The 21,906-nt window shown below is 61.7% G+C and carries 15 protein-coding genes and 1 tRNA gene; 7 read left to right on the top strand and 9 right to left on the bottom strand.

Going from position 1 to position 21,906, the window contains the following annotated elements; translation table 11 throughout:
• The first annotated feature begins 1 nt into the window (after position 1).
• From bglA to PCJ21_RS14820, 5 genes are all read left to right on the top strand, one after another.
• Positions 2 to 1,642 carry a beta-galactosidase BglA gene (gene bglA / locus PCJ21_RS14800; protein ID WP_269932181.1) on the top strand — a complete coding sequence of 547 codons (1,641 nt, stop codon included), beginning with the start codon at positions 2 to 4 and terminating at the stop codon, positions 1,640 to 1,642.
• 202 nt (positions 1,643 to 1,844) lie between these two features.
• A complete protein-coding gene (locus PCJ21_RS14805; protein ID WP_442866022.1) occupies positions 1,845 to 3,431 on the top strand; it encodes a peptide ABC transporter substrate-binding protein in 1,587 nt (528 codons plus the stop codon).
• Positions 3,432 to 3,622: 191 nt separating this feature from the next.
• Positions 3,623 to 4,546: an ABC transporter permease subunit gene (locus tag PCJ21_RS14810; RefSeq protein ID WP_269932182.1), complete on the top strand. Its 924-nt coding sequence runs from the start codon at positions 3,623 to 3,625 to the stop codon at positions 4,544 to 4,546.
• A 10-nt stretch (positions 4,547 to 4,556) separates the two neighbouring features.
• Positions 4,557 to 5,708, top strand: a complete 1,152-nt coding sequence (locus tag PCJ21_RS14815; RefSeq protein ID WP_269932183.1) for an ABC transporter permease — start codon at positions 4,557 to 4,559, stop codon at positions 5,706 to 5,708.
• 1 nt (position 5,709) lies between these two features.
• Positions 5,710 to 7,332, top strand: a complete 1,623-nt coding sequence (locus tag PCJ21_RS14820) for an ABC transporter ATP-binding protein (protein ID WP_269932184.1) — start codon at positions 5,710 to 5,712, stop codon at positions 7,330 to 7,332.
• Positions 7,333 to 7,391: 59 nt separating this feature from the next.
• On the opposite strand, the gene PCJ21_RS14825 is transcribed toward PCJ21_RS14820, so the two are convergent.
• The 4 genes from PCJ21_RS14825 to PCJ21_RS14840 form a co-directional block, all read right to left on the bottom strand.
• Positions 7,392 to 9,143 carry a TadG family pilus assembly protein gene (locus PCJ21_RS14825; RefSeq protein ID WP_269932185.1) on the bottom strand — a complete coding sequence of 584 codons (1,752 nt, stop codon included), beginning with the start codon at positions 9,141 to 9,143 and terminating at the stop codon, positions 7,392 to 7,394.
• Positions 9,143 to 9,748: a TadE/TadG family type IV pilus assembly protein gene (locus PCJ21_RS14830; protein WP_333474400.1), complete on the bottom strand. Its 606-nt coding sequence runs from the start codon at positions 9,746 to 9,748 to the stop codon at positions 9,143 to 9,145. Before PCJ21_RS14830 ends, PCJ21_RS14825 begins: the two co-directional genes overlap by 1 nt.
• Positions 9,749 to 10,091: 343 nt before the next feature.
• The gene (locus PCJ21_RS14835; protein ID WP_269932186.1) at positions 10,092 to 11,006 is read right to left on the bottom strand and encodes an acyl-CoA desaturase; all 915 of its coding nucleotides are present in this window, start codon (positions 11,004 to 11,006) and stop codon (positions 10,092 to 10,094) included.
• 242 nt (positions 11,007 to 11,248) lie between these two features.
• Positions 11,249 to 11,325, bottom strand: a tRNA-Pro gene (locus PCJ21_RS14840).
• A 181-nt stretch (positions 11,326 to 11,506) separates the two neighbouring features.
• On the opposite strand from PCJ21_RS14840, the gene PCJ21_RS14845 reads away from it, so the two are divergent.
• Together PCJ21_RS14845 and PCJ21_RS14850 are read left to right on the top strand one after the other, a co-directional pair.
• Positions 11,507 to 13,048, top strand: a complete 1,542-nt coding sequence (locus PCJ21_RS14845) for a phosphomannomutase/phosphoglucomutase (RefSeq protein ID WP_442866017.1) — start codon at positions 11,507 to 11,509, stop codon at positions 13,046 to 13,048.
• 11 nt (positions 13,049 to 13,059) lie between these two features.
• A complete protein-coding gene (locus tag PCJ21_RS14850; RefSeq protein ID WP_269932188.1) occupies positions 13,060 to 15,294 on the top strand; it encodes a mannose-1-phosphate guanylyltransferase/mannose-6-phosphate isomerase in 2,235 nt (744 codons plus the stop codon).
• Between the two features lie 269 nt (positions 15,295 to 15,563).
• On the opposite strand, the gene betB is transcribed toward PCJ21_RS14850, so the two are convergent.
• The 5 genes from betB to betI are packed head-to-tail and all read right to left on the bottom strand — an operon-like array spanning position 15,564 to position 21,841.
• Positions 15,564 to 17,027 (bottom strand): betaine-aldehyde dehydrogenase, encoded by a 1,464-nt coding sequence (gene betB / locus PCJ21_RS14855; RefSeq protein WP_269932189.1) that lies wholly within the window; start codon positions 17,025 to 17,027, stop codon positions 15,564 to 15,566.
• Positions 17,028 to 17,081: 54 nt separating this feature from the next.
• Positions 17,082 to 18,734, bottom strand: coding sequence for a choline dehydrogenase (betA, locus tag PCJ21_RS14860; RefSeq protein ID WP_269932190.1), 1,653 nt, complete (start codon positions 18,732 to 18,734; stop codon positions 17,082 to 17,084).
• The gene (locus PCJ21_RS14865; protein WP_269932191.1) at positions 18,727 to 19,725 is read right to left on the bottom strand and encodes a pyridoxal-phosphate dependent enzyme; all 999 of its coding nucleotides are present in this window, start codon (positions 19,723 to 19,725) and stop codon (positions 18,727 to 18,729) included. The genes betA and PCJ21_RS14865 overlap by 8 nt, the downstream gene beginning before the upstream one ends.
• Complete coding sequence (gene betC / locus PCJ21_RS14870; protein WP_442866018.1) at positions 19,725 to 21,251, bottom strand: choline-sulfatase; 1,527 nt, start codon at positions 21,249 to 21,251, stop codon at positions 19,725 to 19,727. The genes PCJ21_RS14865 and betC overlap by 1 nt, the downstream gene beginning before the upstream one ends.
• Positions 21,251 to 21,841 carry a transcriptional regulator BetI gene (gene betI / locus PCJ21_RS14875; RefSeq protein WP_269932193.1) on the bottom strand — a complete coding sequence of 197 codons (591 nt, stop codon included), beginning with the start codon at positions 21,839 to 21,841 and terminating at the stop codon, positions 21,251 to 21,253. The genes betC and betI overlap by 1 nt, the downstream gene beginning before the upstream one ends.
• Positions 21,842 to 21,906 lie beyond the last annotated feature (65 nt).

Consider the following 21,906-nt stretch of genomic DNA (forward strand, 5'->3'; position numbering starts at 1 on the left):
GATGCCAGGCAAAGCTTCATCGGCAGGCGGCGACTGGTGGCGCGGCTGCGTCATCTACCAGGTCTATCCGCGCTCCTATCAGGATAGCACCGGCGACGGCAGCGGCGACCTTGCAGGCATCACGCGGCGTCTTGCCCACGTCGCGACGCTGGGCGTCGATGCGGTCTGGCTGTCGCCGTTCTTCAAGTCGCCGATGGCCGACATGGGCTATGACGTCTCGGATTATTGCGATGTCGATCCGATGTTTGGAACGCTGGCCGATTTCGATGCGCTGATTGCTGAAGCGCATCGGCTGGGCCTGAAGATCATCATCGACCAGGTGCTTTCGCACACTTCCGACAAACATCCCTGGTTTGTCGAGAGCCGCGCCAGCCGCACCAACGCGAAGGCCGACTGGTATGTCTGGGCGAAGCCGAAGCCGGATGGTTCCGCGCCCAACAACTGGATGTCGATCTTCGGTGGGCCTGCCTGGGAGTGGGATTCGACCCGCCAGCAATATTACATGCACAACTTCCTGGCCTCGCAGCCCGACCTCAACTTTCACAATCCCGAGGTCCAGGCAGCATTGCTCGATACGGTCCGTTTCTGGCTCGATCGCGGTGTCGATGGCTTCCGCCTCGATACGGTGAATTTCTATGTCCACGACATTTGGCTGAGGGACAATCCGCCACTGGCGAAGGCCGTGTCCGGCGAGATCGATGAGAAGAATCCCTACGAATATCAGGACCATCTCTTCGACAAGACGCGTCCCGAGAACCTGCAGTTCCTCAAGAAGTTCAGGGTTTTGCTCGATTCATACGGCGCCCGTGCCTCGGTTGGCGAAGTGGGGGACGGCGAGCGGTCGCTGCAGACCGTTGCGGCCTACACGTCGGGCGGCGACAAGCTCGAAATGTGCTACACCTTCGACCTGCTTGGGCCGAAATTCTCGGCCGATCACGTCCACAAGTGCATCGCCGATTTCGAGGCCGCGGTGGCCGACGGCTGGGTATGCTGGGCCTTCTCCAATCACGACGTGATCCGCCATGTCACCCGCTGGACAAGGCCGGACGGCGACCCCGAAGCGATGGCGAAGTTCTCGATCGCCCTGCTTGCATGCCTGCGCGGCTCGATCTGCATCTACCAGGGCGAGGAGCTTGGTTTCGGCGAGGCGGAACTGGCTTTCGAAGATTTGCGCGACCCCTACGGCATCCGCTTCTGGCCAGGCTTCAAGGGAAGGGATGGCTGCCGCACGCCCATGGTATGGGAGGCGCAGGCGGAGCAGGGTGGCTTTACCGATGGTAAACCATGGCTGCCGATTTCAGCCGATCACCGGGCCCTGGCCGTTGATCGCCAACAAGGCGTATTGGGGTCGGTTCTGGCGCATTATCGCGACGTTCTGGCGTCGAGGCGGCAGCATCCTGCACTCGTTCGCGGCGCGATAGAACTGCTGGATGTGAACGATGACCTTCTTGCCTTCCTGCGCGAGGAAGGCGCAGAGCGGCTGCTTTGCGTGTTCAATTTTTCCGACATCGCTGCCTCGTGGTCGGTGCCCGAGCGGTTCGTCGTGTTGAGTTCCGTGGATTTTCCGGGGGCGGCGGGCGAGGTATCCCAAGGTCGCATCGAAGTCCCGGCATTGGGGTTGTTTATCGGGCGCTTGATTTGATCTCGCTCAAGTTGACTTAGGGTGAGCACGAGTCGTGTTGAAATAAAATTAGGTCGTGGATAGTGTCAGCCACCGCTGGCGGTAGGGAGCCGCTGGCCCGCTCAACGAAACCGGGAAAACCGGCATTCGGGCGCTAACCAGGCGAGGCCGTGTTTGTACGGGGAACACGCCTATTTGGGAGAAGGAAATCATGCTGAAGAACATGCTGAAAGCGACCGTGTTCGCCACGACGCTTGTGTCGACCGCAGGTGTACTGGCGATGCCGGCATTTGCCGAGGTCGTCTACAATCGCGGCAACGACACGGATCCGAAATCGCTTGATCACCACAAGACTTCCACTGTGGCTGAAAGCCACATCAGTCGCGATCTGTATGAAGGGCTCGTTTCCAAGGACGCAAAGGGCGAGCTGATTCCGGGCGTGGCAGAGAAGTGGGAAATCTCTGATGACGGCCTGAAGTATACTTTCCACCTTCGCAACGACGCCAAGTGGTCGAATGGCGATCCCGTGACCGCGGCCGATTTCGTCTACGCCTACCAGCGTATTCAGAATCCGGCGACGGCTGCCGAATACGCCAACATCCTTTACCCGATCAAGAACGCCCAGGCGATCAACAAGGGGACGGCCAAGCCCGAGGACATCGGCGCCAAGGCGATCGACGATCATACCCTTGAAGTGACGCTCGAAGCGCCAACACCGTACTTCCTGGAACTGCTCGTTCACCAGACCGCTTATCCGATCCACAAGGCCTCGGTCGAGAAATTCGGCGATGCATTCACCAAGCCGGGCAACATGGTGACCAACGGCGCGTTCATGCTGGATTCGTTCACGCCGAACGACAAGCTGGTGCTCAAGAAGAACCCGAATTTCCATGACGCGGCAAACGTCAAGCTCGACGTAGTGAACTTCATCCCCTTCGAAGACCGCGCAAACTGCCTGCGCCGCTTCGAGGCGGGAGAGGTGCAGTCCTGCTCCGATATTCCGGCGGAGCAAATGGACTACATGCGCGAAAAGCTGGGCAAGCAGGTGCACGTCGCGCCATACCTTGGCGTCTACTATCTTCCGGTCAAAGGCAAGGAAGGTGGCCCGCTTCGCGATCCGCGCGTCCGCCATGCCATCTCGATGATCATCGATCGCGATTTCCTGGCGAAGGAGATCTGGCATGAGACGATGATCCCTGGCTATTCGATCGTTCCGCCCGGTATCGGCAACTACGACAATCCTGTTTTCCTGGAATACAAGGATCAGGACGTTCTGGACCGCGAAGACAAGGCCAAGGCCCTGCTTGAAGAAGCCGGCGTGAAGCCGAATACGCTCAACGTGGAACTGCGCTACAACACCAGCGAAAACCACAAGAACACCATGACCGCAGTTGCGGACATGCTGAAATCGGCGGGTATCGGTTCGACCCTGGTGGAGATGGAAGGCACCGGCTATTTCGACTACATGAAGAATGATGGCGCGTTCGACATGTCGCGTGCCGGGTGGATCGGCGACTATAGCGATCCGCAGAACTTCCTCTTCCTGTATGAGAGCGACAACCTCGGATTCAACTATCCGCGTTGGAAGAGCCCCGAGTACGACGCGCTGATGGCCAAGGCCGAGACTACGGTTGACCTGAAGGAACGCTCGGCGATTCTGCGGGATGCGGAAGCCCTGTTGCTGAAGGAACTGCCTGCTATTCCTATCCTCTATTATTCGTCGCGCAACCTGGTGTCCGACAAGCTGTCGGGCTGGGAAGAAAACATCAACGACGAGCATCCGTCCCGGTTCATATCGATCGGAGGCTAAGCGCCAGAACGCGTTTCCTGCGGCTCCTTACCGAGCCGCGGGAAACGTTGTATCGTTCTCGCCTGGACTTCGTCGAAGCTGCCGTATCGGTTGCGCGACTGTTGGCTACACTGGAGCCACCACCTTGCCGCCGCGGGAGCGCTTAACTCTCGCGCGTGATCCAGCATCACGGGCGGTATGGGGAGTTGCTCATGTTTGGATATGTTCTCCGGCGTTTTGCCGGCGCAGTCCCGACCCTCTTTTTCATCGTAACGATTGCATTCTTCATGATACGACTCGCGCCGGGCGGGCCGTTCGATCTGGAGCGTCCAATCGATCCACTCATCATGGAAAACCTCAACAAGGCCTATCATTTTGATAAGCCGTTGTGGCACCAGTACTTCATCTACCTGGGGAACTTGCTGCAGGGCGACCTGGGACCGAGTTTTACCCGGCGGGATTTCACCGTCGTTGAACTGTTCCAGACAGGACTTCCTGTTTCGATCAAGCTCGGCAGCCTGTCGCTGTCGATCGCGCTGGTGATCGGGACCTTCCTGGGCGCGATGGCAGCGCTGCGCCAGAACACCTGGATCGACTATGCTGTCGTCGGCACAGCGACCCTGGGCATCACGATCCCGACGTTCATCATCGCGCCACTGCTCAGTCTGGTGTTTGGCGTCATGTTGGGCGTGCTGCCGGCCGGTGGCTGGGATGGCGGGTCATTCCGCAACATGGTCCTTCCGGTTGTCACCCTTGCCTTGCCGCAGATCGCCATCATTGCGCGGCTTACCAGAGGCGCCACTATCGAGGCACTGCGTTCCAATCACGTGAGAACAGCCCGTGCCTATGGGCTTCCAGCCTTTGTGGTCGTTGTCGTGCACACCCTTCGCGCGGCGATCTTGCCCGTGGTTTCCTATCTTGGCCCCACCGCCGCCGCCTTGCTGACGGGCTCGGTCGTGGTCGAGACCGTCTTTGGCATCCCCGGAATTGGCCGCTATTTCGTTCAGGGAGCGCTCGGACGCGACTACACACTGGTTATGGGCACCGTTGTCGTGGTCGCGATCTTTGTCCTGGTGTTCAATCTGATCGTCGACATTCTCTATGCTTGGCTCGACCCCCGCGTCCGGTATGACTGAGGAGAGCACAATGGCCAACGCAGTACATACCCCTGAAGTCGCGACGGTGAGCCAAGGCGCGTCGGAGGCGGCAATTGGCCGCTCTCTCTGGCAGGATGCGTGGATACGCCTCAAGCGCAATCGCGCGGCAGTTGCGAGCGCAATTCTGCTCTTGGTGCTGGCGCTCGCCGCCATCTTCGGTCCGCTGATTGCGCCTCATCCATACGACAAGGTCTATCCGCAGTACGTGCGGGTGCCAGCGAGCCTCCAGGCCTACCCCAGAGAAGAAGCCATCATTCCCGCCTTCGAGCAGGCGCTTGCGCGTGCGCGAGTTACCTTGGGGGAAATCGAAGTTGACGGGATGAAGATTCGGGCTCCGATTTCCGCCGAAACCGAGATTGATCCGCGTATCGTCCGCTATGTCGATCGCTCGGACCTGTTCGAGAATGCGCGCATCGAAGACCTCAGTCAGGACAAGCGCAGCGGCGTCTTGGCGGCGGATGTGAACCGGGTCAGGTTCATTTTCGGAACCGACGGCAACGGCAGAGATCTGCTTTCGCGCATTCTGATCGGCATACGGATCTCGCTGGCGATTGGCGTCCTTGCCTCTGCCATGGCCCTGGTTGTCGGCGTTACCTATGGCGCGGTCTCGGGTTATGCTGGAGGACGTGTCGACGGGACGATGATGCGCATCGTCGACATCCTCTATTCACTGCCGTTCATCTTCTTCGTCATACTGCTCGTGGTTTTCTTCGGTCGAAGTTTCGTCCTGATATTCATAGCCATCGGCTTTACCGAGTGGCTGGACATGGCCCGTATCGTGCGCGGCCAGACGCTGACGCTGAAGCGGCAAGAGTACGTCCAGGCAGCAGAGGCAATGGGCGTCGACAGTGTTGGCATCCTGAAACGGCACATCATTCCGAACACGCTTGGACCGGTGGTCGTGTTCGTTACTTTGCTTGTGCCGAAGGCAATCTTGCTTGAAAGCCTGTTGTCATTCCTTGGGCTGGGGGTGGGGGAACCGCTAACCAGCCTTGGCCTCTTGATTTCCGAGGGAGCTGCAAATCTGCGCGGCGCAACCTGGTTGCTGATCTATCCTGCAATTACGCTGACGCTGATCTTGTTCGCCTTGAACTTCTTGGGCGACGGCTTGCGTGATGCGCTCGACCCGAAGGATCGATGACATGTCAGATCTAAGTGAAGCTGTGCTGAGCATTCGTGGACTGAAGGTCGACTTCGAGACCAATGACGGCCGCGTGCAGGCCGTCAAGGGCGTCGACCTGGAAGTGCGTCGCGGCGAGACGATTGCCATCGTGGGTGAGTCCGGCTCGGGCAAGAGCCAGACGGTCATGGCGGTCATGGGATTGCTTGCGTCAAACGGCAGGGTCTCGGGCTCGGCGAATTATCGAGGCCAGGAACTCATCGGTCTGTCGGACAAGCAGCTGAACAAGGTGCGTGGTGCGAAGATCACGATGATCTTCCAGGAGCCAATGACCTCCCTCGATCCGCTCTACAGGATCGGCAAACAGATAGCCGAGCCGCTGATCCATCACAAAGGTCTGACGGCAAAGCAGGCCAGGCCGCGTGTCCTGGAATTGCTGAAGCTTGTCGGTATTCCGGATCCGGAAAGGCGCATTGATTCCTATCCGCATGAGATGTCCGGGGGGCAGCGCCAGCGTGTCATGATTGCCATGGCGCTCGCCAATGATCCTGACGTGCTGATTGCCGACGAGCCTACAACTGCCCTGGACGTTACGATTCAAGCGCAGATCCTGACGCTCTTGGCCGAGTTGCAGAAGAAGCTCGGCATGGCGATCGTTTTCATCACCCATGACCTTGGGATCGTGCGCCGCCTGGCGGATCGCGTTTACGTCATGCGCTACGGCGAAGTGGTCGAACAGGGAACTACCGAGGATCTGTTCGTTGAGCCGAAGCATGACTACACCAAGATGCTGCTGGCAGCAGAGCCGACAGGTCGCAAAGCCCCTCCGGCCGACAATGCGCCAATTCTTCTCGAGGGCCGCAATGTAGAGGTCGAATTCAAGATCGGCGGGGGATTCCTGGCGGGTCCACCGATGTATCTCAGAGCCGTGGATGGGATATCTGTCTCGCTTCAGCGTGGCCAGACTATCGGGATCGTCGGCGAGTCCGGATCGGGCAAATCAACGCTCGGCAGGGCACTGTTGAGGCTGCTGCCCAGTGAAGGCATCATCCGTTTCGACAATCGAGACATTGCCGAGCTTGAGCGCGCGCAGATGCGGCCGATCCGCAAGGAACTGCAGATCATTTTTCAAGATCCCTTCGGCTCGCTGTCGCCGCGCATGACGGTCGGGCAGGTGATTACCGAAGGGCTGCTGGTTCACGAGCCTGGCTTGTCAGCCAAGCAAAGGGACAAGCGGGCAATCGAGGCGCTCAAGGAGGTCGGGCTCGATGCAATCATGCGCAACCGCTATCCGCACGAATTCTCGGGCGGCCAGCGCCAACGCATTGCGATCGCTCGGGCAATGATCCTGAAGCCTAAGGTGGTGGTGCTTGACGAGCCGACATCGGCGCTCGATCGTTCGGTGCAGAAGCAGATCGTCGAGCTTTTGCGCAAGCTGCAGGCCGATCACGACCTGTCGTATCTGTTCATCAGCCACGACCTGTCGGTCGTCCGGGCCATGTCCGACTACATCATCGTGATGAAGCAGGGCAAAATTGTCGAAGAGGGGCCTACGGACGCCATCTTCGGCGATCCGCGCGAAACCTACACCAGGACGCTGATGGCGGCGGCGATTGACGAAACCAAATTTCGCCAGGCCGTCTGACAAACGGACGCGTCGCCAGGGATCAGAAGGCTGCGGATCGGTCGCAGCCCGTTCTTGTTTCAAAGCACCAGCACGGAGCGGCCGCAAGACACGCCGTGCACACGAATGTCTGCCTCGCCCACTTTCACGCCAAGCAACGACAAGGCGTTGAACAACAGCTTGTCGACTGGTGCGGTTACACCTGACAGCAAGCCCGTTACCGCGGTTTTCACCGCCGCTTCCGATGGAACGAACAGGCCGATGCCGAGGCCAAGCACCGAGACCTTCGCGTTGAGCGTCAGGTTTCCGATCAGCGACGATGTCAGCGATTGCGTCAGGTTCTGCGACGAGACGTTCTTGATGACGCGATTGTCGATGTCGTTCTTGGTGAAGGTCAGGTTCTTCGGCACCATGTTGCCGATATCGACATTTGCGCTACCGGTGACTTCAACCTTGATCAGGTTGACGGCGTTGACGTTAATCAGTTGCGCCGGGTTCACCTTGGGCTTCTTGTCGAAGAGCTTGAGGTCGGCTGGATTGATCTCGCCGAGCCAGACCTCAGCAACACCGGGCTTGGCAGCGACGGTGACCACGGCGCTGGCAGGCTTGCCGGTCGGGCAAGACACGCTCTTCAACTGGCCTTCGCCATAGGCAAGCTCGACGTAGATCGGAAGCTTGACCGTGGTCCCCAGTACGCCGTTGAGCAGGCCTCCAGCCCCGCCGACCGTTGCCTCCAGCCGCAGGCGCGTTTGTGCCGTCCGCACGATCTTTCCGGTCTCGCCTATGCCGAACCAGGTGTAGCCCTGCGGTGGCTCGCCTATGGCCACATCCAGCTTGACCTGGAGAAGCCCGGGCACGCCGCCACCCAGATCAAGGGCAACCTGGTTCTTGCCGTTCGCTATCGCGGCCGCGGCGCCCAACAGTTCCATGATGCCGACATTGGCGTCCAGTCCGGCGGTGCTGTAGCCAGTTGACAGCTTGCTGAGTTGGCCAAGGTCAATGAAGTGGGCCAGCGGCACTTTGAGCGAGCCGGGAATGTTGGCGCCGAGAAGCTTGGCGAGCGCAACGTCGGCAGCCTTGTCTTTCGTGGTCGTGGCCAGGGCGGAGACGATCTGGCCAACGGTTGCTTCCGATTTCAGCACGTCGGCATAGGTGCCGGCGGTGAGCTTCAGTTCGGTGGCCAGCGCATTCATGAATTGCAGCGCGCTGACATCGGTTGCGAGCAGCGCGTTGTAGTCCATCAGCGAGAGCGAGATGCTGGTGTCCAACAGGCTGCCGAGAAGACTGTTGAGCAGCCCGTCGTTGAGGCTGGCGAGGCGCGAGCCGATCGAAAACGCTGCCTCGGCTGGCGCGCTCGCGACCGCCTCTGTGACGATGGTGCGCTGCCCTAGAAGTGCATTGGCGAAATAAGTCGTGCCATCCTTGCGGAAGGTCACGCGCACCGCGTTGAATGGCGTCGCTCCGAGGACGAAACGTTTGCCCGCAGCCACTGACGGGTCACGCGCATAGCGGCCCTTTTCAACTTGCACCTGCCTGAAGCCGGCGGCCATTCCCTGGCTGCTCATGTCGCCGACCAGGGTGGCGTCCTGGAGATTGTTGCTGAACACCTTCAGGACCGCGGCATCCGCCTTCGCGATGTTTGCGGCAGCGTAGATGGCGGCGAGATCGGTGATCGATTGTGCTTGGCGACGCTCTACGTAAAGCGAGCCTTCATCCACTGCAAAGGCGGCGCAAGCGATGCCGATAGGCAGCGTCAGCGCGAACATGGTCGCGAAATTGCCGCTGCGTGATCGGCCCAGTTGGGAGAACTTGCGGGAAAGCTGCCTAAACATCAGATGCCTCCTACGCGAATGGTAGAACTGCGTACGATGGTCTTTTCAGGTACGGGCAGGACGGGCAGCAGGTTCCAGACAGGCAGTTGGCGAGCGTCGTAGCGCAAGGAAACGACGAACTGCTCGGCGTCCGCCTCGCTGTCCTTTACGCTGACAACAAGTTTGCTTTTGTCGATGAATACGTAGCCGTCGGCGTTGAGGTCGATGAAACGCTGCGCAAGCGCCTTGCGCTCGGTTTCGTCAAGGCCTGCGATTGCCGTGCGGGCCGCGTCGGCTGCCATTTGTTGCACCGAGTGCATGGCGCCGAAATAAATGCCGTAGGCGATCATTCCGAAGACGAGGAGGAGGAAGACCGGGGCAATGATGGCGAATTCGATCGCCGAAGTACCGGATTGACAGGTCAGGAACGGAGTGGGGTTCGGAGGTTGTTGTGGAGGCGGTGTTGCCTTGATCGAACCGATCCGCTCGGTAAACGAAGGCAGCACATCTGCTCGCGATCTATTGCGGTAGCGGAATGTTTGCCAAAACCCAAGGTTGTCGCGTCTTGCAAGCCCGTCGGTCGTGCAGCAAGATTGTTTGTGTACAAAGTATTTATGCAATTCCATTCGGCACCTGCTTGGCTTTGCCAAGGTAGAAGAGAATCTTCCTTTTGAAGATAAACAGCAGCATGGGTGCAGAAGATTATTGATTTGCTAATGGCGAGGTTTGGCAACCGGAATAAACAACGAAGTTTCAAGCCTGCAGGCAGCATGTGAATAAAAGTCGAACTAAGTCGATGGGAAACGCCACGAAGCTGGGGCGCTTTTGCGAATCGAAAAAAACTTGCCGAATTCACACCAGTTTGTAGTGGCGCTCACGAGAGATTGGTTTCGGAAAGCAAGTATAGAGCACTTGTTGATTTAGATGTCGCGTAGTTTTCTTGAGGTAATGACGCGTCGAAGCGCGAGCTTAGTGCCGTCTTGGCGTGGCGATCTTGTCCGCCAGGCCAAGCAGTCCAAGCATGCGGATTGAGAGATACGTAACGTCAACCTCCCACCACCGATGGCCGTGGCGCGCTGAGCGCGGATCGGCGTGGTGGTTGTTGTGCCAGCCCTCGCCGTTGCTGAGAAGGCCGATCACCATGTTGTTGGTGCTGTCGTCTGCGGTCTCGTAGTTGCGGTAGCCCCAGACGTGGGTGACCGAATTGACCGACCACGTGATGTGCCAGACGATGACAGTGCGAACAAAGACGCCCCAGACAAGCAGGCTGAGGCCGAATTGCGTCGCCTCGGCCGCGCTTTGCCCGGCGATCAGGCTCGCCGCCATGCCGCCGAAGAAGAATGCCGCCCAGGAGCCGAGGATAATGCCGAGATAGACATGGGGTTTGTCGAGCTTGCGGTAGAACGGATCGCGCACGATGTCCTTGGCGTAGCGGCTGTAGATCTGCATGCGCTCCATGTCGGGCGATTTTACCACCAGCCAGCCGATGTGAGCCCAGAGAAAGTTGATGATCGGGCTGTGGGGATCGGGCTCTTTGTCTGCATGTTCATGATGGCGGCGGTGGATGGCGACCCAGCGCGCCGGTGTGTCCTGGAACGCGCATACTGCAATGACTGCGAGACCATGCTCGAGCCATTTGGGGCAGGTGAAGCCGCGATGGGTGAGCAGCCGATGGTAGCAGAGATTGATGCCCAGGGTGCCGAAGACATATATCCCGGCAAGGCAGAGAAAAACGCCGGTCCAGCTGAAAAACCATGGCAGTAGGGCGTAGAGCGCGACCAGATGGTAGAAGGCGAGGCCGCTCAGGGTGAGCCAGTCGATGCGTGCTAGAAGACGTCCCCGCGCGACGTCCTCTACAGGCGTCGCAACTGCATTCTTGGACATTTCTCCCCCCGTTTTTTTCAACGAAGGTGCGCAGTTTCCCAAGGGAGGTCAAGCAATTGCTGTGACCGTACCGCTTTTGGCGTCGGCGTATGAAGCCGGAATATCGTCACCGACGGTGCGTCTTTTCGGCCTTACGCAGAACAACGTGCAAAATCATCGAAAACAGCTGAAGCCGGTTTCTGAAATTTGTGACGTGGAAGGATTTCGGGATGGCAACAAATACCTGAAAAGTATTTGTTATCTGGTCGGAGTGGCAGGATTCGAACCTGCGACCCCATCGTCCCGAACGATGTGCGCTACCAGGCTGCGCTACACTCCGTGACCAGTGGGCGGGCTTATAGCTGCCGCTTCGGCTTCCTGCAAGCGCCAAAGGTTCGACTGGCACAATTTTTCGCAAGTGGGTAATCTTGTTGTGCTTTTAAGCCTTTTTGCTGCCGTAGCGGGAGGGGACAGAACCGCGATCTTGCGGTATTCGATCCCGAACGGAATCTATGCACAGCATGGCGCATCGGAGTGAAGTCGTGAATATCAAGCCAGTTGCCCAAGCATCTCCCAATACCTTCGAGTTCGAGACGCTCGCTTTGGTCAAGCCAACCGGCTTTCGCGAATATGATGCGCGCTGGTGGTTCGGTCATCCGAACTCGACCAAGGAGCCGGAGCTCAATCTCATCGGCGTCCAGGCGCTGGGCATGGGCATCGGCACATTGATCAGGCGGCTCGGCGCTGGGCCTGACATCGTCGTCGGCCACGATTTCCGTTCCTATTCTATGTCGATCAAGCTGGCTCTTGTGTCGGGTCTTCTGGCCGCGGGGGCGCGAGTGAAGGACATCGGCCTCGCGCTGTCGCCCATGGCCTATTTCGCCCAATTCGCGCTCGACACGCCCTCTGTCGCCATGGTCACCGCCTCGCACAACGAGAACGGCTGGACGGGCGTCAAGATGGGCGCGCAACGGCCGCTGACCTTCGGACCGGATGAGATGTCGGCGCTGAAGGAGATCGTGCTCAACGGCGAATTCGATCTGATCGGCGGCGGCTCGTACGAATTCGTGCCGGATTTCCGCAAGACCTACATCGACGACCTGGTGGCCGGCAAACGCATTGGCCGCAAGCTGCGCGTCGTCGCCGCCTGCGGCAATGGCACGGCGGGCGCCTTCGCACCGGAAGCGCTGGAGCGCATCGGCTGCGAGGTCATTCCGCTCGATATCGAACTCGACCATTCGTTCCCGCGCTACAATCCCAACCCCGAGGACATGCAGATGCTGCATGCCATCAGGGACAAGGTGCTGGAGACCGGCGCCGATGTCGGGCTCGGTTTCGACGGCGACGGAGACCGCTGCGGCGTGGTCGACAACGAAGGCAACGAGATCTTCGCCGACAAGGTGGGGGTGATGCTCGCGCGCGATATTTCGGCGCTCTATCCGAACTCGACCTTTGTCGTCGACGTGAAGTCGACCGGCCTGTTCAACACCGACAAGGTGCTGGCAGCCAACGGTGCGAAGACCGACTACTGGAAGACCGGCCACTCCTATCTCAAGCGCCGCGTCGCCGAACTCGGCGCCATCGCCGGCTTCGAAAAGTCCGGCCATTTCTTCTTCAACCCGCCGATCGGCCGCGGCTATGACGACGGCATCGTTACCGCTATCGCCGTCTGCCAGATGCTGGACCGCAGCCCCGGCAAGTCGATGGCCGATCTCTATCGCGACCTGCCGTTGACCTATGGCACGCCGACCATGTCGCCGCATTGCGACGACGAACTGAAATACGGTGTCGTCGATAAGGTGGTCGCCGACTTCGAGGCGATGAAGCGCAACGGCGAGATTTTCGCCGGACAGAAGATCGTCGACCTGGTGACCGTCAACGGCGTGCGCGTCGTTGCAGAGGATGGCACCTGGGGGCTCGTTCGCGCGTCGTCTAACAAGCCGGAATTGGTCGTGGTGGTCGAAAGTCCGGTGTCGTCGGCGCGCCGGCGTGAGATGTTCGAGGGCGTCGATGCCGTGCTGAGGCGCAATCCGTCGGTCGGCGCCTACAATCAGACGTTTTGAGAGGGGCGGGCATGGCTGAGAGGATCATCGGTTTTGTCATGAGCGGCGGCGTCGGCTCCCGGCTCTGGCCGCTGTCGCGCGAAGACAATCCCAAGCAGTTCCATGATCTGTCCGGCGACGGCTCGATGCTGGTCAAGACGCTGAAGCGTCTGGCGGCGCGCGATGAAGGCGAAACGCCGATCTATCTGATCGCTTCCGAGCGTCATGCGGCGCGCGTTCGCGCCGACCTCGCGGCAATTGACCTCGCTGGCGGCGGCGCGATCTTCGAGCCGACCGGCCGCAACACGGCGGCCGCGGTGGCGATTGCGGCGCTGCAGACGATCAAGACCTATGGTGACGGCTTCGTGCTGGTGGTGCCGTCCGATCACGAGATTTCGACGCAGCGCCAGTTCTGGGAAACGGTCGAACGTGGCGTGCCGGCGGCAAATGCCGGTCGGATGGTGGTGTTCGGCATCCGCCCGACCGCGCCCGAGACCGGCTATGGCTACATCGAGGCCGGCGCCGAGAGCGGCGGCGTTTCCGACGTCACCCGCTTCGTTGAGAAGCCCGATCTCAAGACCGCGGAAGGTTATCTCGCGGCCGGAAACTTCTTCTGGAACGCCGGCATCTTCCTGTTCAAGGCAAGCGCCATGCGCGACGCCTTCCTGAAGCACCAGCCCGACATCTGGCAGAAGGCCGAGGCGGCCTTTGAGGCGGCGACCAGCGATCTTTCCGGTGTCTATATGCCGCTCGAGCTTTACCAGGACATTCCGTCCAACTCGATCGACTACGCCATCATGGAGCGCGCCAGCGGCATCGCCATGGTGCCGGCGAGCTTCCGCTGGAACGACCTCGGTTCGTGGCAGTCGCTCCTCGACGTCAGCCCTTCCGACAAGAACGGAAATGTCATTGTCGGCGACGTCGTCGCCATCGACTGCGAGAACTCCTACCTGCGCGGCGAAGGGCGCCTGCTTTCGGCAATCGGCCTCAAGGACGTCGCCATCGTCTCGACTTCCGACGCGACATTCGTGGCGCCGGTCAGCCACAGCCAGAACGTCAAGAAGATCGTCGAGCAGCTCGAGAAGAGCGGCCGGCTGGAGACCAAGTTCACGCCGGCGCACGGCCGTGTGCTGGCCAACGGCGCCTGGCGCCGGCGGGTTCAGCACTGGCTTATGGAAGAGACGCTGCCCTTATGGTCGACGTCGGGCGTCGACGAGCAGTTCGGCGGCTTCCACGAAGCGCTTGGCTTTGACGCACGGCCTTTGGCCAAGCCCAAGCGCATGCGCACCATGGCGCGCCAGGTCTATGCCTTTGCTGTCGCCAAGCAGCGCGGTTGGGACGGCAAGGCCGACCAGCTGATCGATCACGGCATACGCTTCATGGCCGACAAGGGCCGTACCGAGCGCGGCGGCTGGGTGCGCGCGCTGAACCCTGATGGTAGTGTCCTGGACCCTATCGAAGACGCATACGACCACGCTTGCGTTCTACTGGCGCTGGCCCACGCCCATCGCTCGGGCAACGCCGAGGCGCTTGGCCTCGCCGAAGAAACCTTCGCCTTCCTCGACAAGCACCTCGAGGACGAGCGCATGACGGGCTTCATGGAAAGCCCCGACGGCGAGGGCGTGCGCCGCTCCAACCCGCACATGCATCTGTTGGAGGCTTTCCTGGCCTGGCATGCGGTGACAGGAGACCGCGCCTATCTGCGCCGCGCCGCGCGCATCATCGATTTGTTCCGCAGCCACTTCTTCGAGGTCGACAGCTGGACGCTTGGTGAATTTTTCGACCGCGACTGGCATCCTGCCACTGGCGACAAGGGCCAGTGGACCGAACCCGGCCATCATTTCGAGTGGGCCTCGCTGCTGGTCGACTTCGCCGACAAGAGCGGCCAGAAGGACCTGGTTGCCTTCGGCCGCAAGCTCTATGCCTCGGCGGTGGCCAACGGCCTCAACCGCGCGACGGGGCTGGCCTATGGCGCAGTCTCCCGGCAGGGCCTGCCGCTCGACAGCATCTCGCGCAGCTGGCCGCAGACTGAGGCGATCAAGGCGGCTGTCGCTCTCGACGGCACCGGCGGCCCCGACCTCAAGCCGGAGATCGAGGCGCGTGTCGGCCGCCTGTTCCGCTGGCACATCGACCCCGCGCCGCAGGGGCTGTGGATCGACCAGATCGACGAGCGCGGTCGTTCGCTGGCCAAGGAAGTTCCGGCCAGCATCTTCTACCACCTGGTGACGGCGTTGACGCAGTATCTCGATAAGACTGAGGCGGTTTAGGGCGGGGCGCTGCGATCTCGCTGGCGATCGCAGCGGTGCCGTTTTCCTTAGCTTCTTCGGTTTGCGCCGCCCCTCATCCCCCTGCCGGGACCTTCTCCTCGTAAACGGGGAGAAGGAGGCTGGCCGCGACGCTGCCGCTTCTTCCTTCTCCCCGTCCTAACGGGGAGAAGGTCCCGGCAGGGGGATGAGGGGCGGCGCTGAGACCTCAGGACGACCCGCGCATTCAAGCCAGAACAAGCCCAGGCGTCAGTCCTGCATCTCGCCAGATTTCAGTACGGACTCGCGACGTCGCCCGTCTCGACATAGACAGTCTTGAGCTGCGAGTAGTGCGAAAGTGCGGCAAGCGAGTTCTCGCGGCCGATGCCCGACTGCCTGGCGCCGCCGAAGGGAATTTCGACTGGTGTCAGGTTGTAGGCGTTGATCCAGCAGGTGCCGGCCTTGAGTTCTCCGATGACGCGATGGCCGCGCATGATGTCCGTCGTGAACACACCGGTGGCGAGGCCGAACTCGGTGTCGTTGGCACGCGCGATCACCTCGTCCTCGCTGTCGAACGACAGCACGCTCATGACCGGGCCGAAGATCTCCTCGCGGGCGATGCGCATGGTGTCCTTGACGCCGGTGAAGACGGTCGGCTCGACGAAACAACCGCCCTCGAAACCCTGCAGCGACGGCGTGCCGCCGCCGCAGCGCAGCTCGGCGCCCTCGCGCTGGCCGATGGCGATGTAGTCGAGGACCTTGTCGTGTTGGGCCTTGCTGACCAGCGGACCCATCTGCGTTTCGGGGTCGAGCGGGTCGCCGATGCGGATCGACTTGGTGCGTTCGACCAGTCGTTCGACGAAACGGTCGTGCAGGCCCTTCTGGACGAAGACGCGGGTGCCGTTGGAGCAGACCTGGCCGGTCGAGTAGAAATTGCCGAGCATCGCGCCGCCAACGGCGTTTTCGAGGTCGGCGTCGTCGAAGACGATGATCGGCGACTTGCCGCCGAGCTCCATCGTGGCGTGCTTCATGTGCGAGCCGGCAAGCGCGAGCACCTTCTTGCCTGTCGGCACCGAGCCGGTGAGCGAGATCTTGTCGACGACGGGATGGGAGGCGAGGGCAGCACCGACGTCGCCATAGCCCTGGACGACGTTGAACAGCCCGTCGGGCAGGCCGGCTTCGGTGTAGATTTCGGCCAGCGCCAGCGCCGACAGCGGGGTGTTCTCGGAGGGCTTGAACACCATGGCATTGCCCATGGCGAGCGCGGGGGCGGATTTCCAGCCTGCGATCTGGATCGGGTAGTTCCAGGCGCCGATACCGACGCAGACGCCGAGCGCCTCGCGCTTGGTGTAGGCGAAGGGGCCGCCGAGGTCGACGTAGTCGCCGTTGAAGGCAGCAACAGCGCCGGCGAAGAATTCGAGGCAGTCGGCGGCTGACGCGGCGTCGGCGACAAGCGTCTCCTGGATCGCCTTGCCGGTGTCGAGTGTCTCCAGCCGCGACAGCTCCTCATTGCGGGCGCGCAGGATGTCAGCGGCGCGACGCAGGATGCGGCCGCGTTCGACCGGCTTCAGCCGCGCCCAGGCCGGCTGCGCCTCGCGGGCCGCCTCGATCGCCAGTTCGACGATGTTCGGCGTTGCCGATCGCAGCTCGGCAATGGTCTCGCCTGTCGCCGGATAGATGACCGGGATCGGGGCACCGCGCTCGTCGTCGATGTAGCGGCCGTTGACATAATGCGAGGCTTTTGGCTGGGCGCGCATGCGTTTGCTCCAGTTGTATTTTCGATGGTCCGGGCGAGTTGGCCGGATGATGCTCTATCTGTCGGAGACCTGCCAGCGCGGATTGATCCACGGTTCCTGGTTCGACGGCGCGAGCGGTGTCCGTCCCAGTATGTGGTCGGCGGCTTTTTCGCCAGTCATGATCGACGGGCCGTTGAGGTTGCCGTTGGTGACGCGCGGGAAGATCGAGGAGTCGGCGACGCGCAGGCCCTCGACGCCGATCACCCGGCACTCCGGATCGACAACGCTGGTCGGATCGTCGGCACGGCCCATGCGGCAGGTGCCGCAGGGATGGTAGGCGCTCTCCGAATGCTCGCGGATGAAGGTGTCGAGCTGCTCGTCCGACTGCACGTGGCTGCCGGGCGAAATCTCCTTGCCGCGGAAGGGATCGAAGGCCGACTGCCCGAAAATCTCGCGGGTGAGGCGGATGCAGTGGCGGAAGTCTACCCAGTCGTCGGGATGCGACATGTAATTGAAGCGGATCTCCGGCTTCGCCCACGGGTCGCTGGAGCGAAGGGTGACCGCGCCGCGCGACCTCGACCGCATGGGGCCGACATGGGCCTGGAAACCGTGTGACTTGGCAGCCGCCTTGCCGTCGTAGCGCACGGCCGCCGGCAGGAAGTGGAACTGGATGTCGGGATAGTCGACGCCTGCTTTCGAGCGCACGAATGCTGCCGCCTCGAAATGGTTGGTGGCGCCAAGGCCGGTCTTGAACAGCAGCCACTCCGCGCCGATCAGCGCCTTGGAGAACGGGTTGAAGACCGAGTGCAAGGTGATCGGCTGGGTCGCCTCCTGCTGGATGTAGAGCTCCATGTGGTCCTGGAGATTCTGGCCGACACCGCGCCTGTCGGCGACAACCGATATGCCGTGCTTCTTCAGGTGTTCGGCCGGGCCGATGCCCGACAGCATCAACAGTTTCGGCGAATTGATGGAGGACGCAGCGACGATCACCTCACGTCGCGCCTTAACGACCTGCACCTTCTTTCGAGCTTCGATCTCAACACCGACGGCACGTTGATTCTCGATCACCACGCGCCGGGCGAAGCCATTGACGATGCGGACGTTTCCGCGTTTCAGCGCCGGCCTGAGATAAGCGTTGGCGACCGACCAGCGGCGGCCATTGTGGATGGTCTGTTCCATGGCACCGAAGCCTTCCTGCTTGGAGCCGTTATAGTCCTCGGTCAGCTCGAAGCCGGCCTGCCGGCCGGCATCGACGAAGGCCTGGTAGAGCGGGTTCTTGCGCGGGCCGCGCTGCACGTTGAGCGGTCCCGAGGTGCCGCGCCAGCCATCCTCGCCGCCGTTCGAATGCTCCATGCGCTTGAAATAGGGCAGCACGTCGGCATAGCCCCAGCCGGTGGCACCCTGTTCGGCCCAGTGGTCGAAGTCGTGGGCGTGGCCGCGGACATAGACCATGCCGTTGATCGACGATGAACCGCCGAGCACTTTTCCGCGCGGAGTGGCGAGAACACGGCCGCCGAGATGTGGTTCGGGCTCGCTGGAATAGCCCCAGTCGTAGCGGCTCATGTTGAGCGGGATCGACAGCGCCGACGGCATCTGGATCAGCGGGCCGAAGTCGGTGCCGCCATATTCGATGACGATGACGGAGTGCTTGCCGTCCTCCGACAGGCGGTAAGCCATGGCCGAGCCGGCGGAGCCGGAGCCGACGATTACGAAATCTGCTTCAAGCATTGTGTATATGAACCATGAAATCGGCGAGCGAGACGTTGCCGCCGGTTGCGACGACGAGCACGGTCTTGCCGGCAACGTCGACCTTTCCTCCCAGAAGCGCCGCGAGCGACGAGGCCCCCGACGGCTCGAGCACGAGCTTCAGCCGCTCGAAGGCGACTTTCATCGCACCACGGACGGCAGTGTCCTCGACGGTCAGCCCGCGCACATTGGTCGTTGTGACAGCCGCGTAGGGCGCATCACCTGGCCTGCGCGCCATGAGGCCATCGCAGATCGACTTTTCTGCCAGCGGCACGGCCGATAGCGCACCACTGGCCAGCGAAGCGCCCATACCGTTGAAGCCTTCGGGCTCCACGGCGATCACCTGCGTTTGCGGCGACAGATAATGGAAAGCCAGCGCAACGCCGCCGATGAGCCCGCCGCCGCCCACCGGGCACAGCACGATGTCGGCTACGACACCTTTGGCTGCCAGCTGGTCGAGCGCTTCGAGGCCGACGCCGGCCTGTCCCGCGACGATTTCCGGATCGTCAAACGGATGCAGCAGGACGAGCCCTTCGGTCTCGGAGATTTCGCGCGCCCTGGCGGCTGCGACTTCTTCGCGCGCACGGTCGCCATGGTCGGTCAGGACCACGCTTGCGCCATAGCCCTTGGTTGCCTCGCGCTTGGCTGCGGGCACGTCGAAAGGCATGACGATGGTGACGGGAATGCCTAGCGCCTGTCCGGCGGCGGCGAGGCCTTGGGCAAAGTTGCCCGAGGAGAAGGCGACCACACCGCGCCGCGCTTCGTCAGGCGTGAGTTGCTTCAGCCGCCAGTAGGCGCCGCGCGCCTTGAACGAGCCTGCCCATTGCAGCGACTCGGCCTTGACGAAGACGCGCGCCGCGCCGGCTTCGCGGGCGAGGGCGGCGGATTCGAGCAGCGGCGTGAGCTGCGTCGCCTGCGATGTCTCGGCATAGGCCTGACGCAGCCGGTCGAGGCCAGGAACAGTCGCGGTCATCATTCACCCCTCGGGAAACGCTTGCTGTCTTCGAGCACGTTGAGGTCCATGTGGTTGCGCATGTAGCGCTCGGATGCCTTCTGCAACGGCTGGAAATCCCACGGGTAGTAGGCGCCGTTGCGCAGCGCGGGGTAGATCACCCAGCGGCGCGCCTGGCTTTCACGCACGGCTGCGTCGAACGCCGCCATGTCCCAACGGGCGCGGACCCTTGCCATGAAGCCGGCCACCAGATCGGCATGATCGGGATCGGCGGCGAGGTTCTGGAGCTCTTGAGGATCCGATTCCAGATCAAACAGTTGCGGCGGGTCGATCTCGCAGTGGACGAACTTGAAGCGGCCGTCGCGAATGGCGACCAGCGGCGCATAGGAGCCTTCGGCGGCGTACTCCATCAGCACCGGGGCGGCGCGCCGGTCGCCGCGCGCCAGCGGCAGCAGCGATTGCCCGTCGGTCCAGGGGGCGATATCGGAAAGGTCGATGCCGGCGAGATCGCACAGTGTCGGCAGGACATCGAGATTGGACGTCGGCGTTTCGATCAGACCGGCGGGCACCCCCTTGCCGGCGACCATCAGGGGCACGCGCGCCGAGCCCTCGTAGAAGCACATCTTGAACCACAGCCCGCGCTCGCCGAGCATGTCGCCGTGATCGGAGCAGAACAGGATGACGGTGTCGTCGAGCATGCGCGTGCGCTCGAGCACCGAGAGAAGTTCGCCGACCTTGTCGTCGATATAGGAGACGTTGGCGAAGTAGCCACGGCGCGAGCGGCGCACCTGCTCGGGCGTGATGTCGAAGCTGGCATAGTCGCTGGCTAGGTAGAGGCGCCGCGAATGCGGGTCCTGCTGGTCCTCAGGGATGAAGCCGACCTCGGGATCAAGCGCAGGGCAATCCTCGTAGAGGTCCCAATACTGGCGGCGCGCGACATAGGGGTCGTGCGGATGGGTGAAGGACACGATGAGGCACCAGGGCCGGCGATCGTCCTGATCGGAGACGCGGGCGAAGTCGTAGAGCTTCTGGGTCGCGAGGAAGGCGACCTCGTCGTCATACTCCATCTGGTTGCTGATCTCGGCAGTACCCGCGCCGGTGACCGAGCCGAGATTGTGGTACCACCAGTCGATACGTTCGCCCGGCTTGCGATAGTCCGGCGTCCAGCCGAAATCGGCTGGATAGATATCGGTTGTCAGCCGCTCCTCGAAACCGTGCATCTGGTCCGGTCCAACGAAGTGCATCTTGCCTGAGAGAACAGTCTGGTAGCCGGTGGCGCGCAGGTGATGCGCAAAAGTCGGGATCGACGAGGTGAACTCGGCGGCGTTGTCATAGACCCCGGTGCGTGACGGTAGCTGCCCTGACATGAAGGCTGCGCGCCCGGGCGCGCAAAGCGGCGACGCCGTGTAGTTGTTGCTGAAGCGGGCCGAACGCGCGGCAAGCGCCTTGAGATGCGGCGCATGCAGGAAGTCGGCTGGACCGTCTGGGAACAGCGTGCCGGCCAACTGGTCGACCATGACGATGAGGATGTTGGGTTGCCCGCTCATCATACGCATCCGGTCCTTGAGAGCTTGGTCTCGAGATAGTCTTCGATGAGGGCAGCAGTTGTCGCCGCATCCGGCACCCCGTCCTTGAGGGCTCTGCGAATGTAGAGGCCGTCGATCAGCGCCGCCGTGGTTTCCGCGACCCGCTCGGCGTCGGAGCGCGACAATAGGGCGACGAGGCCGCTCATCAGGTTGGAGTGCAAGCGTCGTGCGTAGACCCTGAGCAGCCGGCGCAGGGCTGGCGACTTCTGCGCCTCGACGTAGAAGGCGAGCCAGGCCGCAATCGTTTCGGGTTGAAACTGCTTTTCGGAGAAGTTGACCGAGATGACGGCCGAGACACGCTCTCGCGCGGTGTGGCTCGTCTTCAGCGCCGCGCGGCAGTCGCCGTTCAACTCGCTGAGCAGATAGCGCATGGTCGCCTGCAGCAGGTCTTCCTTGGCACCGAAATAGTGATGGGCCAGAGCCGAGGACACGCCGGCCCGTCCGGCGATCTCCGACATGGTCACATCGAGTGTGCCATGCGCGCCGATGGCCGATATCGTCGCATCGATGAGCGCCTTTCGGCGCAGGGGCTCCATTCCGACCTTGGGCATTCAGTCTCCTCCACCTCGCAGCGTATTTTTTATTGACGCATCAATCAATAAAACCCGCGCCGTTC

Source organism: Aminobacter sp. HY435 (genome assembly GCF_027568395.1).
GTDB lineage: Bacteria > Pseudomonadota > Alphaproteobacteria > Rhizobiales > Rhizobiaceae > Aminobacter.

Bases quoted from the DNA above. Each gene is read 5' to 3' on its own strand.
- bglA (WP_269932181.1), top strand. From the start codon at position 2: ATGCCAGGCAAAGCTTCATCGGCAGGCGGCGACTGGTGGCGCGGCTGC.
- PCJ21_RS14805 (WP_442866022.1), top strand. From the start codon at position 1,845: ATGCTGAAAGCGACCGTGTTCGCCACGACGCTTGTGTCGACCGCAGGT.
- PCJ21_RS14810 (WP_269932182.1), top strand. From the start codon at position 3,623: ATGTTTGGATATGTTCTCCGGCGTTTTGCCGGCGCAGTCCCGACCCTC.
- PCJ21_RS14815 (WP_269932183.1), top strand. From the start codon at position 4,557: ATGGCCAACGCAGTACATACCCCTGAAGTCGCGACGGTGAGCCAAGGC.
- PCJ21_RS14820 (WP_269932184.1), top strand. From the start codon at position 5,710: ATGTCAGATCTAAGTGAAGCTGTGCTGAGCATTCGTGGACTGAAGGTC.
- PCJ21_RS14825 (WP_269932185.1), bottom strand. From the start codon at position 9,143: ATGTTTAGGCAGCTTTCCCGCAAGTTCTCCCAACTGGGCCGATCACGC.
- PCJ21_RS14830 (WP_333474400.1), bottom strand. From the start codon at position 9,748: ATGGAATTGCATAAATACTTTGTACACAAACAATCTTGCTGCACGACC.
- PCJ21_RS14835 (WP_269932186.1), bottom strand. From the start codon at position 11,006: ATGTCCAAGAATGCAGTTGCGACGCCTGTAGAGGACGTCGCGCGGGGA.
- PCJ21_RS14845 (WP_442866017.1), top strand. From the start codon at position 11,507: ATGGCGCATCGGAGTGAAGTCGTGAATATCAAGCCAGTTGCCCAAGCA.
- PCJ21_RS14850 (WP_269932188.1), top strand. From the start codon at position 13,060: ATGGCTGAGAGGATCATCGGTTTTGTCATGAGCGGCGGCGTCGGCTCC.
- betB (WP_269932189.1), bottom strand. From the start codon at position 17,027: ATGCGCGCCCAGCCAAAAGCCTCGCATTATGTCAACGGCCGCTACATC.
- betA (WP_269932190.1), bottom strand. From the start codon at position 18,734: ATGCTTGAAGCAGATTTCGTAATCGTCGGCTCCGGCTCCGCCGGCTCG.
- PCJ21_RS14865 (WP_269932191.1), bottom strand. From the start codon at position 19,725: ATGACCGCGACTGTTCCTGGCCTCGACCGGCTGCGTCAGGCCTATGCC.
- betC (WP_442866018.1), bottom strand. From the start codon at position 21,251: ATGAGCGGGCAACCCAACATCCTCATCGTCATGGTCGACCAGTTGGCC.
- betI (WP_269932193.1), bottom strand. From the start codon at position 21,841: ATGCCCAAGGTCGGAATGGAGCCCCTGCGCCGAAAGGCGCTCATCGAT.